General features: G+C 46.5%; 14 protein-coding genes. 4 read left to right on the top strand and 10 right to left on the bottom strand.

The genetic code is table 11. The features are described 5' to 3' along the window. Window positions 1-10: 10 nt before the first annotated feature. The 3 genes from RIC07_RS27785 to RIC07_RS27795 all read left to right on the top strand — a co-directional run bounded on the left by RIC07_RS27785 (window position 11) and on the right by RIC07_RS27795 (window position 3,233). Entirely contained in the window at window positions 11-787 is a 777-nt protein-coding gene (locus RIC07_RS27785; RefSeq protein WP_446397347.1) for a hypothetical protein, read from the top strand. A 163-nt stretch (window positions 788-950) separates the two neighbouring features. After that, window positions 951-1,745: an alpha/beta fold hydrolase gene (locus tag RIC07_RS27790; protein ID WP_446397348.1), complete on the top strand. Its 795-nt coding sequence runs from the start codon at window positions 951-953 to the stop codon at window positions 1,743-1,745. Next, window positions 1,746-3,233 (top strand): hypothetical protein, encoded by a 1,488-nt coding sequence (locus RIC07_RS27795; RefSeq protein ID WP_446397349.1) that lies wholly within the window; start codon window positions 1,746-1,748, stop codon window positions 3,231-3,233. Between the two features lie 218 nt (window positions 3,234-3,451). On the opposite strand, the gene RIC07_RS27800 is transcribed toward RIC07_RS27795, so the two are convergent. The 10 genes from RIC07_RS27800 to RIC07_RS27845 all read right to left on the bottom strand — a co-directional run bounded on the left by RIC07_RS27800 (window position 3,452) and on the right by RIC07_RS27845 (window position 11,452). Beyond that, window positions 3,452-3,811: a four helix bundle protein gene (locus RIC07_RS27800; RefSeq protein ID WP_446397350.1), complete on the bottom strand. Its 360-nt coding sequence runs from the start codon at window positions 3,809-3,811 to the stop codon at window positions 3,452-3,454. An 87-nt stretch (window positions 3,812-3,898) separates the two neighbouring features. Then, window positions 3,899-6,145 (bottom strand): glycoside hydrolase, encoded by a 2,247-nt coding sequence (locus tag RIC07_RS27805; protein WP_446397351.1) that lies wholly within the window; start codon window positions 6,143-6,145, stop codon window positions 3,899-3,901. A gap of 102 nt (window positions 6,146-6,247) precedes the next feature. Next, on the bottom strand, window positions 6,248-6,502 hold the full coding sequence (locus RIC07_RS27810) for a NifU family protein (RefSeq protein ID WP_446343276.1): 255 nt from the start codon (window positions 6,500-6,502) through the stop codon (window positions 6,248-6,250). A gap of 374 nt (window positions 6,503-6,876) precedes the next feature. Further along, entirely contained in the window at window positions 6,877-7,317 is a 441-nt protein-coding gene (locus RIC07_RS27815; protein ID WP_446397375.1) for a HEPN domain-containing protein, read from the bottom strand. 9 nt (window positions 7,318-7,326) lie between these two features. Next, window positions 7,327-7,479 carry a hypothetical protein gene (locus RIC07_RS27820; protein WP_446397352.1) on the bottom strand — a complete coding sequence of 51 codons (153 nt, stop codon included), beginning with the start codon at window positions 7,477-7,479 and terminating at the stop codon, window positions 7,327-7,329. A gap of 9 nt (window positions 7,480-7,488) precedes the next feature. After that, complete coding sequence (locus RIC07_RS27825; protein ID WP_446377108.1) at window positions 7,489-8,523, bottom strand: ParA family protein; 1,035 nt, start codon at window positions 8,521-8,523, stop codon at window positions 7,489-7,491. Window positions 8,524-8,629: 106 nt separating this feature from the next. Continuing rightward, entirely contained in the window at window positions 8,630-8,803 is a 174-nt protein-coding gene (locus tag RIC07_RS27830; RefSeq protein ID WP_446397353.1) for a DUF6883 domain-containing protein, read from the bottom strand. Continuing rightward, window positions 8,800-9,834: a tRNA dihydrouridine(20/20a) synthase DusA gene (dusA, locus tag RIC07_RS27835; protein ID WP_446397354.1), complete on the bottom strand. Its 1,035-nt coding sequence runs from the start codon at window positions 9,832-9,834 to the stop codon at window positions 8,800-8,802. Before dusA ends, RIC07_RS27830 begins: the two co-directional genes overlap by 4 nt. A 115-nt stretch (window positions 9,835-9,949) precedes the next feature. Further along, a complete protein-coding gene (locus tag RIC07_RS27840; RefSeq protein WP_446397355.1) occupies window positions 9,950-10,183 on the bottom strand; it encodes a hypothetical protein in 234 nt (77 codons plus the stop codon). Between the two features lie 195 nt (window positions 10,184-10,378). Further along, a complete protein-coding gene (locus RIC07_RS27845; protein ID WP_446397376.1) occupies window positions 10,379-11,452 on the bottom strand; it encodes an aromatic ring-hydroxylating dioxygenase subunit alpha in 1,074 nt (357 codons plus the stop codon). A gap of 153 nt (window positions 11,453-11,605) precedes the next feature. On the opposite strand from RIC07_RS27845, the gene RIC07_RS27850 reads away from it, so the two are divergent. Next, complete coding sequence (locus RIC07_RS27850; protein ID WP_446377100.1) at window positions 11,606-12,751, top strand: MFS transporter; 1,146 nt, start codon at window positions 11,606-11,608, stop codon at window positions 12,749-12,751. The last annotated feature ends 309 nt before the right edge of the window (window positions 12,752-13,060 follow it).

The raw sequence follows: 13,060 nt of genomic DNA on the forward strand, positions 1-13,060 counted from the left end.
GAGCAATTTCATGGCAAACGATCGAGACCAACAGAACAACGTAGAAGTTCTTGAACAAGGCAACATCTACTTCTGCTACCGACCCAAAGTCGAAGAACATTCTGTCGAAGGACTTGATGATGTGCAGCGGTTCTACATGGTTCTGAAACCTCACGGAAAGGCATCCTATCGCCTGATTGTAGTCGGACAAAAACAACTACCAGAAGTGAGCCAGCATGGGCAACAAACTTGGGGCTTTGTCGAAAGTGTCAGTAGTGACGCCAAAAAAATTGAGCAGGGTTTAAGAGAAAAGACCTATCAGACAAAAACCCGAGGCAAACGAGAGCAGCCTGCTGCCCGTTCCGTTGGCGAAGGGGTCTATGATCTGGTGCTTCACAATGATCACACTCATCTAGTTTATGCCCTGGAACTTCCGGAAGAACAAGGTCAAGCGCAGCAGGAACTACGGATCGAACCGGAAGGAAGTTATATTCTCAATATCAAAAATCCCGATAAACCATCTCCGCAGGGCGCTGGCTTAGGAGAGGAGCAAAAAGTTGACTTCCCGCAACACCTGCAAAAACGGTTTGAAAATCATCGTTTTATTGCCGCCAACCCCCCGGATTTTCTCGACTACAGTGGCGCAGAAATGGTGTTAATTTCAGCCGCCGCCGATGTTTCTAAAGAACTTGGTATCGAACTCGATCCACAATCAGAAACCGAAAGTACGGCTGAAATCCTGAATGACCTGCGGATGCGTAAGTCACGCCATCCCATTGAACCACTTCTAACGGGAGAATGGCGTTAATTAGAGGCGTCCAATCCTTACCGTTCCCCGTTACACCGTGTTCTTTTGTCCTCCAACCCTTACATAAACGTAGCTTGCTTCTCGATAAAAGCGAGTATGACAAATGACAAATGACAAATGACGATGCCCGCCGTTAAATTTAATTTTGCCCACCTACTTAATAATGAGTTTATCTGAAGAAAAACTGCAACGTCAGTACACAATGGTTGATGGTTTGTCCATACACGATCGCAGATCCACAGAGGCGCTACCCGAAGACGCTCCCATCGTGATCCTGATCCATGGACTGGTGGTTTCCAGTCGCTATATGATGCCCACGGCTGAGTTACTCGCACCCGTTGCTCATGTCTACGCACCCGACTTACCTGGTTACGGTGAAAGTGATAAGCCAGACTATATGCTGGAGTTGCCTGAATTAGCCGATATTTTATGTAAATGGATGGATGCCGTAGGAATCGAGAAGGCGACAATGCTGGGGAATTCCTTCGGCTGCCAAATTATCGTAGAGTTTGCCATCCGTCACCCTAATCGCATCGAACGAGCCGTGTTGCAGGGACCCACGATGAATCCACACGCCCGCACATTCGGGCAACAGTTGTGGCAATTGATTCTAGACTCACGCTATGAAGATTCCTCCCAAGCACCGATTCAAGCTTATGATTACTGGCAGGCTGGTTTGCTACGGGCTGTTTGTACTGTCCAGATTGCCCTAGCCGATCGCATCGAGGCAAAGCTTCCCGACGTACAAGTCCCCACCTTGGTTGTGCGCGGTGAAAAAGACCCACTGGTGCCACCATATTGGGCAGAGGAAGTCGTGGAACTCTTGCCTCAAGGTCAATTAGCCGTGATTCCTGGGGGCGGACATACTCTGAATTACAGCGCTCCTGTAGAATTGAGCCGTGTAACAAAAGCGTTCCTAGAGGCAACAAAATCGCAGATGGTGACACAGGAGATCTAAGTGAATATACCCTTTGACAATCGCATGTTAACGTCTATGTTGGCAATGATGCGAATAGCCCCCCCTTACATTGCTGACTTTGACTCCGCCTCAGGGATGCTGCGGGCGACGGCGGCTTATTTGCGCGGGGAAGATTTTCCCGGAGTCGGTATCGCACCACCTGTTACAGAACCCCTGATTTCCTTGGTTAACCAGTTACCCCGTTCTCTCCAGGAATTAATTTACATTCAAGGTAGTGCTGGTGAAGCCATTGCTGCTGATCAGGTAGGAAATGTCAGTGCTGACGCGGTGGCTCAATGGATGGTGAGTGAGTATCCCCAGCGTTCCTACCCAGCCGTTGCGATCGGGTCCTCCTGTGGGGCGATGGTTCATCTCTACGCAGCTTTGGATATGCCATGGCTACCCCAAACCTTTCTTATCCCAGTAAAGCATCCAGGGATTGATCCAGACGAGCCAAAAAAGATTTTAGAGTGGAGTAAACAACCTGCTAGGGATCTGCTAGAGGCTAATCCTGATCTCACGTTGTACCAGATGCACGATCCAAGCCAGGATCGGCTGACGAGTCAGGGGATGAGCTATTTTCGTGTCAAGCGCTTGCGCCTGGGTAAAACTTACGAGCGCTTCTTGGAGAATTCGTTACCCAGAGGCGGGACAATCTTTCTCGTCGAATGCCAACGTACCTTCCCGACAACTCAGGTTAGCGATCGCCATATTTTCCAGTTTGGCGCATTAGGCGGTGCAACAGCAGAGGAATTCCTCCACGGCGGCGAACGAGTTGCCCAGTTTCTGAAGAAATACCAGTCACATCGACGCCAATGGGACTCACCTACCCCAGATCGCGATCGCCCAGAGGCGGAATGGGGCTTTGAGCCAAGCCTACGTGAGGATGTAGAGCGTTTTGCCCGTCAGCGAGGGTATCGGGTGCGACGGATCACGTTTGAGCAACCGGAGGATATGAGTCCCTTTGTGGCTGAGTTTTATCGGTGGTGGTACAAGCAGCGCCAGATTGTTTCCAATCGGTTATTAGTCGAATCATTTATCCTGCAAGAACCGTTTTGGACTTTGCGAACGGGTTCAGTCCCGTTTTGGATGAAGTTTAATACAGAAGTTTCTTTCAATTGGCTAAACCAATATTTAGACAGTACAGACGCTTATGATGAGATCTACATGATGCTCTTTTCTCATGGCACAGATTCTATCGGTTTGTCTTCAATTGAGGATTGGCGTACTGTTCTCAACCGCGCCCGTTTGCGGGGTGAGTTTGTTGGCGTAGATGAGGACAAATATCCCAGAGATTTTGCCACGTTTATGCACTACTACACCGATTTACAGAAAACGATTCGGGTGCGTTACCCACTCCCTGAACCCCTAGCCCTAGAGAAACTGGATCAATTTATTAGCGAAAGGGGGGATGCATTTCCAGTACATTGGAGTGATGATGTGTTAAGCGATATTCAGGAAGGAGAGGAAACCGCTCATAGTTCGTAGTAAGGGCTTTAGCCTTTTTATTCATTACGCGATCGCTTATCAGGATAAACCAACCCATCGTGCGATCGCGCCATTGTCATCGCTTTAATGAATCACCATCACAACAATGACGTCTAGCCAGGTGATTTGTAGGGGCGGGTTTTACTCTTATCTGGTATTGAGACCCCTAAGTGAATAAACCCGCCCTGACTATCAGTGTTATTGATAAAACTCCACTATCAGAAATTTCGATAGAAATTTCTGATAAAAGACTCCAATAGTTCTTTCACCTCAACCACACCACTGACCAAACGATCATAATCTGTGGCACTCAGCAATTCCAACTCATAACACAGCAGCAGATAATATTCCACCTCAATCGCCGAATCCCGCGCCAGCCGCAGGAAGCTGAGTCTGTCCTCTGCCTCCTCGCGATCGCACCCCTGAGCAATTTTAATCGGAATCCCTGCACAAGCCAGACGAATCTGTTGAGTTAACCCCAATAATTCCTCTTCCGGAAACCCTTTAGTCACCTGATAAACCTCAACGGTTAACTCGTGGGCTTTGTTCCATTCTTTCAACTTGCGAAAATCCGTCATCCTTCCAATTCTCCTTTGCGAATTAATTGGCTAAATTGTTCATCATTCATAGCCACAAAAACCATGAACAATGAACAATCAACCCATTTACGGCACCTGTAACCCCACCAATTTATCTTCTGGTATATAACTACGGAAAATGCCATTATCAGCAGAAACCATCACCAACTGCAGCAGATAATCTGGTTCCACTTGCAAATCTGCCCAGGGTACAGCCACCTCTAAACATTGCTTCAGCGCAACTTGAGTGCGACTGTTGCGGGGATGCCAGTGATAGTATTCTCCGGCTTCTTCTAACCATGTCGAACCCGTTAACAAATTAATCCCTAAGTGGTGGTGAAACAAATAGTTCACCGGGGCAGTATCGGGAACCTCGGCTAAAGGGGCTGGACTATTGTGAACCGTGCGATTCGGATAAAACCATAATAAATGCAATTCCGGGGGAATATCCTGACCAATTTGAATCCCGGCTTGAAAATCCAATCGCAGGTAAAAATTCAGGTGATCCAACCCATACCATAACCGTTGAATCAGACTACTGCGGTGCATTGTTCCCCGTGCGCCGCCAACTTCTATGCGACCCGCTTTATCCCAATCTTGCTCATCGCCAAAGCCATCAATCACTGGATGAATAAAACTCAGGGGTCGATGATCACCTTTCGATTCGTAGGTATCTAGAGGTTGCTTGAGACTAGCCGGAATCGGTTCATTTAATGCCTGATAAATCCCAGTCAAATGTTCTCGGAATAACTGGTCAAAAATAGCATCTTGGTTGGATGAATGACCCTCACCAAACCACCAGAACCAATCTGATCCTTCCGCCGCATATAGGGCTTCCCAGACTTCCGGATTGTTGTCTGGTGTGGCTTCGGGATGATTGGCTAAGGTTTGCCGCGCTTGGGTGAGTAAATCCCACGCCCGATTCTTAACCGGATCACCAATCCAAGTGGTAAAACTACCATCCACCCATGATCCACTATGGAGTCGGTCTGCTGGAAGTGTGGCGGTGGGGGGAAATTGATCCAGAAATTCCGACACCGTAACCAATTTTATCTGCGGATGGGCAGAGAGTTTTTCATACAGCGAAGTGAGGAAAGGAATCCCATCTTTTTGGTAAAATTCCCAGCAATTCTCCCCATCCAAAGCAATGGTTACCAGCCACGGTTGATCTAATCCAGTCCCTCCCTCTTGCTGTCGGCGTTTAATCGAACGGGAAATCGCTTCTAAGTGACTGACAAAATCCGTTGACGCCTGCTTGGGTTCCATTGACCCGTAGGAAAAGCCAATTAAATCCGATAAGCGGTGATCCCGAAACACAATAGCCAAGTTCCCCTGGGGTGTCTCTAAGCGATAGGGGCGATAGAGTAACGTGGGTTCCATCAGGGTTCCGGTTTCATCCCGGTGGAAAAAGTGCTGCACTGTCCATCCTAATACAGCCTCATCGGAACAAATCCACTTAAATCCCGCCTCAGCGATATAGGGTAGAATAGCGGGACTCACCGACTGTTCTGAGGGCCACAAGCCGCGTGGCGTCCGCCCAAATCGTTCTTCATACATCTGCCATGCTTTTTGCAGGTGACGGGGAATATCTTCTTCCCAGCGGAAACGCTGTAGGGGTAACGTCATATCCGGAATCGCCACTTGTCCGGAATGAGTATCAGCGAGTAAGGGTAAAATCGGGTGAGTATAGGGCGTTGTGGTCACTTCTAGCTGACCCGCCTCTTGCATCTTACGATGTTGAGGGATAATCCGCTTGAGGATATCTCGTTGTTTAGAATAGATGCGTTGGCGATCGCTTAATGTAAAATCCCGTCCTTTTTCCAACCAAGCGGCAATTTCTGGATCATCCCAAAATATTGGGTCAATCCACGCCAAGTTATGCCATGCCAGTAAATCGCTGAAATCCTGATGCGTCCAATGATCTGCACACCAAGTTTTCCCCTTTTCTTGCCGCATCTCGTATAACTCAGCATATCGAGGATGGGGGTCAATCAAGGTGCGGTGATTGGCATCGAAAAAATGCTCAACGATAAACTGTCGTTGATCCAGCTTAAGTTGATCGGTTGGCGTCAGAGTCAACTCCAGATAGGGGTCAAAGGCTGTCCCCGCCATGTAATCTTCCAACTGCAAAATCAGCGATGGCACCAAGTTAACCGTTTGGTGCAACTTGGGATAGCGCTCTAACAATAGCACTAAATCCAAATAATCTTTCGTCCCATGCAGCCGCGCCCAAGGGAGGCGATACTGTCCATTTGAGCCGGACACGCTGTTGCGACTTTTATAGAGAGGTTGATGCTGGTGCCAGATAAAGGCGACGTATAAGGGATGACTCATCGTTAATAGTAAACGTTAAGGGTCTAGAGCTTAGGTGTGAAGAGGGGGTTCTCTCACTTTATAACTCTTAACCCTTAACGCCAAACCAAAAACGAAGAATAATTACATTACTTGTTCAACTTCCACGATTTCCGGGATAAATTCCCGTAAGCGGCGCTCAATCCCCATTTTCAGGGTCATGGCAGAACTGGGACAAGACCCACAAGCACCTTGTAGCCGCAGTTTTACAATCGGACCGTCGATTTCAACTAAATCAACGTTACCGCCATCCGCCATCAGGTAAGGACGTAATTCATCAAGGACGGCTTCGACGTTTTCCGAGGTTAATGCTAAGGGGGGAGATAGTGTTTGAGCCATAATTCACCGAGTTTGACAGCACAACTAAGTCAATCCTAGCGTTCTTTGAGCATTTTGAATGGTTGTCATCCTATAGCACAAGGCAGAAAGCAGAAGAGTCCTTACTGGTATCTTCTCGTTGCAGCCGTCAAGAACGTCCTCACCTTTATGGCGACAGGTATACCTTGGACTTGAATAAAATTTGGTGTAGCTTGATACCAAACAATTCGCGATCGCCGCCATTTTCCGCAAGGTATGCTCCCTACCAACCGCCTTGGGTTGAAACCCAAGTCTCAAAGCTAAAGTCGTCTAAAGACGACTGCATCTCTAGTTTTAGTCCATTTTAATGGACAGTAGCTCTGAGTCAAGAACTTTAAATTCTGAAGTATATAGTATTACCATGTGAGCGAGACACTATAGGTTACTTCAATATGTCTCTTCATCCCTAAGTCTGTAACTGCCACCAAATGTTCAAAAAAAGCATCAACTTCATCTATAGCTTTAGCCGTTAGCCTAATTTTTCCCGTGGGTGATTGAGTCCAAGTAAACGCAGGAATACTAAAACCATGGGCAAAACTATGGCGTACCCGTAAAATTTCATTCAATCTCAATCGAACAGCAACTGAGTTCATCTGTCTTGCTGTCCAAACCCAATCATTAATAGGATCATAACCCGTATATCCAACTAATAGGTTTCTTGTATTATCCCAATTGGGTGTATTAAATCTTTCCAGTGCTTGCTCAGCTCTCCCTCTAGCTATTGTATGTATAGCGTAAAATTTAGAATTGAGAGGGTCTGAGGTGACATCAAAAAAGTTACGGACAAGGTCGTTTATATACGCATCTCACCCAGCAACAAATGCGGCTAAAGCAGAGTGATAATATACTTGAGTTTGCTCACGAGATATTGGTCGCAAGCGGATATCTGTGGCAGTTTTTCGTAATATTCGAGCTTTTGTCGATGCAATTTTATACTTGACGGCTGCTGGTGATGACACTGTAGATTCCTAAAGACAGTCTACAAATTCCTTAAGTTTCTCCTTGTATCTTTCCAATGGACCTGAATTTAACTGCACCCGTTCACCGACAATCTTTTTGGGACCTGGTTTAAGTTTGTGCAGGGGTGTACCACTATGAGCCGCGACTACACAAGCACTGTGATAATCTGGAATTTCAATGAAACTGTTACTCGGCGATTCTTTTGGATTTGTAAAAATATGACGATGTTCCCGGTGTATACTATCCATTGTTTGCTTAATCGTTTTGTTTACGGCTTCAAAAGCTTTACTGGCTTTTCCTTCATACCAAGTGACTCGGTTACTTACAAATGTATGTAACTTTGGGATTGATACATCTTCCTCCTTCGCACGTTTTGCAAAGCTGATTCTTGCATAGGGTGCTAGAGTTTTATCAGCTATACCATAGAGAAGTGCAATGACATTCTCAATAGCGCGACGTGAACTATCATCAGCCGTAAATGGTACAACTACTCCTTCTGCAGCAATCAGAGCCAGTTGTGTGTAAATGGCAAAACTGGGGTTACAATCAATGACGAAGAGAGTGTCTCTATCACCACTAGCTCTACGCAGAGCAAATGTTAGATCGAGTATCCAAGTTAATACCTGTTTCCAAGCATCAACGGGAATGGATAACTGAGAAGTTTGTCGAATGGCTTCAGAGATTATTTCCAAAAGATTGTCACCGCAAACCAACCTCAAATTTTCTGGAATGTCTGGGTTGAACTCTTTGGGTTCACACAGAAAAGGAGATACATCGGGAATCATTCTAAAGGGTGAATTCAGTCGTGCTTCCAGGTATCCAGCTACCGTCGCACGGGGAGTTTTATTAATTAAGAGATTTAATGCAGTTGAACCTTTGAGATATCCACCGAGTAAGGTTTCAGATACATTGGCTTGTGGACAAAGATCAATGACATAGACATCTGTCTCAGGATGGAGATAAGCGTATTCAGAAGCGGCGACAAAGCCAAGAAAACTTTTGCCAACGCCTCCTTTATTGTTCCAAAAAGCATAAGAACTCATTGTATTTACTCTCAATATAAAAGCTTGATTTTGGAGAACTAACTGTAAATCATTATGGTTAAATGGTAAATACAGTTCAGATCCTTGATTTTGCTAAGCTTAAATGTTATGATATTTTTCCAAAGCGCATTTCCCTATTGTAGTTGTCTTTACTAAATCCTAAACGATTTTGAAACACGATCGCTTTGTATTTGCCTACGGGATTATCTGGATTCAGATCGTACTCGGTTAGCTTACGCGGATCAATAGCCAGACGATTAACAATCGCTTTCCATTTCATCTCACACTCAGGGACAAGTCAGGTACTTTCGCCAACGCTTCCCGCACTACCTCAGAACCTGCACCCAAAATACAAGATTTTTCAGTTAAATGTCGCTTCCAAGCACGACTTCCGGGTTGTCCAGAAAATAATTGCAGGATATGACGGGTAATTTTATTCAGTTTCAGTCCTTTTGCTACCCAATAATCAATATAATCCAACATCCCTTCCGCGACCTGCTGGCGAGTGGGCGGTATATTGTCCTCTCCAAATATCTGACAATCAGCTTCAGCAAACAGATAAGGATTATCGTAAGCGGCGCGTCCAATCATTACCGCATCGACAAATTTTAACTGTTCCTGTACCTGTTCTAAACTCGTAAATCCGCCGTTAATCTCGATAAATAACTGGGAAAATTCTTGTTTGAGGCGATGCACGTCACTATACCGTAAGGGGGGAACTGTGCGATTTTCCTTGGGACTTAATCCCTGTAACCACGCCTTCCGCGCATGTACACTAAAGTGTTGACATCCGGCTTCGGAGACAATGCGGACAAAGTTTGCCATATCCTCGTAGCGATCGCACTCATCTATGCCAATCCGATGCTTGACGGTAACTGGTATTGTAACCGCCTTTATCATCGCTTCCACCCCCCGCGCCACCCGTTCCGGTTGCGCCATCAGACAAGCACCGAAGTTCCCATTTTGCACGCGATCGCTCGGACATCCTACGTTAAGATTAATCTGGTCATACCCCATCCCTTCAGCGATTCGGGCGCATTCGGCGAGTTCTAGGGGATTATCTCCCCCCACTTGCAGCACCAAGGGTTTCTCTTCGGCAGAAAAACCCAACAGGCGATCGCGATCGCCATGTATAATTGCTGCACTGGTCACCATCTCGGTATAGAGGAGAGTACAGCGCGTAATCTGCCGCATAAAATACCGAAAATGGCGATCCGTGCGATCCATCATCGGTGCAATACTTAACGGATAAGTTACCGGGATGGTGTGAGGTTGAGATTGGGGTAAAACGACGGTATTGGAACTGACCATTGGCGTGTAGAATTTGTCTGGATGCGATCGCACTTCCTATCAGATCCAGATTAACAACTCAAGGACTTCTAGAACATATAGCCGACAAGCCACTTGAGTGAACGACAACACCTGATCATGATCGATCTTCAATCCCAATTGTCAAATCTTCTAACGCTTGTTCAACTTCACCCAACTCCTTTTCTGTGGATGGATCAAGTTCCTCTGTCTCCTCTGAGTCAGTACCTGCTTCATAGCTTTCCATCACCTCATCAACAGCATCTTTGTTCAACGTGGGATCGTGAGTAACCCGCGTCGCATCCTGATTTTGGGGGGTTGACTGTTCTTGTGTCATGGGTAATTGATTCATCTGTTCGCTTTTCCTCTATCAGGATTACTCCAATCCACGCTATAATTATCTATCTACAGCTTGAGAGCTATCCTGCTAACGCTGGACAACTGTGGATACAGCCATCCATAAAGCTCAGGTAACGTCCTATGGGATACCAGGAGTCACTGAGAATCCCGCGCTCTATGTTTCAGCATGAGCGTCGGGAGTATGTCACTAGTCTTGATAATCCCCAGGCTCAGCATTAGCCGCCTGGAGTCGTTGAAATTGCCGCCGGATCAACCGTTGCACGGCAATGATTGCGGGATTGACTTCCACATAGCGACGCTGGGGATTTGCCAGATAGGTTTGCTGCTCACTTTCCATCATTTCAATATCTTGATTGAGAAATCGCATAAATACAAACCGTTCCAGTATGGTAGACAAGAGGGGGTCGAATAGCTGGCGGAACCATTGGGGTAGGGGAACCTTGAAAAAGAATAGGGCAAAGGAACGACTTTCCGTTAGTCCGATGGGGAGGCGCATCAGGTAGAGGTTAGAGACGCCTTCTAGAGAACTGTAATAATGGGGATAGCGATACTGTACCGATATCGTGCGCCGAGTCACTTGATCCGCGCGATCGCTTAATCCTAACCATTGAGCCATACGCCCTTTATAGGAGACATCGTACTCCGCACAGACGGTATTTTCCGTTTCCTGCAAACGTTTGAGAACTGGATCAAACCATCCTTGCAGGTTTTGGTGCAAAAATCCATGAAAAACATCCATGGTATTTTCATTGCAGATAGAAAAATGAGACTTCATCCTGGCACTCACGGGAACCATAAACCAGTCTGGATTGTCAAATTCTGGCATATCTGGCGGTTGACAGGTTTTGGCTAAGGTAGGATCTCCAGGAAAGATCCAAATCAGCTTGTATTTTTCCTGAATCGGGTAAGTACGGACTTGAGCGCAGGGTAGTTTCTGTTCCGGCGGAAAGTAGGGAATGCCTACACACTTTCCTGCACCATCAAACTGCCAGCCATGATAAGGACAGGCTAAATACTCATCTTGGACAATACCTTTATGCAGTTCTACTCCTTTGTGAGGACAAGCATTTTCTAACCCATGGAGTTGACCGGTGGGAGTCCGGTAAACAGCAATGGATTGTTGCCAAATCTTGACAGGTAAGATTTCACCCGGTTGGATTTGATTTGCCCAAGCCACAGGATACCAGTAGTTAGGGTTAATCCCTACTTCTCTAATCGCGTTTTGAACGTTTTGGCTAGTTAGCGTTGTCGCCAGTTCCATTCGGAGCCTCTGTTGTCGATTTATTTGACAATATGTAGCCTGGAATTTCTTATGCGTCAATTGATCGTCATTGGTCATTTGTCATTCGTCCTTCGTCTACCCTGCCTTGGAACCCTCTGCTATAGTTGTCAAAATCTTTAGGTATTTTAAGTTATGTTACGTGATCCTCGGCTGTTAGTGCTGCTAGTCGCTGGCTCTCTCACCACCATGGCGGGGGGAGTGGTGGCGCCAATTTTGCCAGAGATGATCCAGCAACTTAACCTTGATCCGGCATTAGCAGGGAATTTGGTCAGCCTGCATTGTTTAACCATTGCCCTATTTAGTCCGCCATTAGGAATCGTGGCAGATCGGATCGGTCACTTGCGGGTGCTGATTCCGTCATTAATTCTCTACGCCTTATTTGGCACAGCCGGTGCGTTCATGCACTCACTAATGCCGTTGTTAGTCGTGCGGGGACTATTAGGTGCCGCCAGTGGCGGAATTGCGGCGGCGAGTTTGGGCATCTTGGGGAATATGTATGAAGGCGAAGCGCGATCGCAGGCGTTGGGATACGCCACCAGTACCCTAACTATTATGGGCATTGCTTTTCCTTTACTTGGGGGTTGGGTGGGTTCATTTCACTGGCAATGGGCATTTGGTCTGTATGGGATAGGACTACCTATGGCAATCTTAGCCGCACGGTTCTTACCGGAAAAATCCTCCCCAAAAACCAAGGCAGACGCTAAAGATGCTGGAAGTAAACTGCGCCAGGTTTTAGGACGCCCCTACACCCTACGCCTCTTATGCACACTCAGTTTGGTATCCATTGCGATGTACGCGGTGGTCATTTATGCCCCGCAATATCTAAAACAAACCATTGACGCCACAAGCGTGGTTAATGGAATTGTTTTAGCATCACGGGCAATAGGCGCAGCCATCATATCAGCATTTGGCGCGAAAAAGCTTGCCCAGCGCTTGGGACGACCTACGACTGTTGCGATCGGGTTAGGTCTGATGGCGTTAACTTTAAGTACGATTCCCATCCTGCACCAACTGGGTTGGATTTTGGTGACGGCTGTATTCTTTGGTATGGGATTTGGTTTGGTACTCCCCACCCTTTACGGCACTCTGGCGAATCTAGCCCCCCCAGACCTGAAATCCAGTGTACTAGCGGCTGGGACAGGCGCGGGGTTTTTAGGACAGTTTATATCTCCTATCCTGTTAGGACCCGTGTTAGCGTCCTGCGGTTTAGAGTGGGTGTTCTATGCGGCGGCAATTGTGGCACTATTGGCAGGATTGTTGCTATTTGCTCATAAATAATAAGTCAGGTCAACTTGCAGCTTTACTTCCCCTTTAAACTATCTACCAATTCTTAAAGATTTGAGTAATCTAGACGTGAACATCTATCTTCCTGGTTAAAAATTGGATACGATTACATAAACACAGGAATCATAAACATTTCAGGGACAAAAATCATCTGAGTTTAATCTCGTTAGAGTTAATTATTCCTTAGATTTTGTCCACCTACTTATCTGCCTTATCTTTATCCAATTCAGACCAGGACTTGCCCTTAGAGGTGTATCGTGCATCAATCCCCAATTTATTTCTCATACACCTAAACTGTTCCTT

Source organism: Coleofasciculus sp. E1-EBD-02 (assembly GCF_040218245.1).
Classification (GTDB): domain Bacteria; phylum Cyanobacteriota; class Cyanobacteriia; order Cyanobacteriales; family Coleofasciculaceae; genus Coleofasciculus.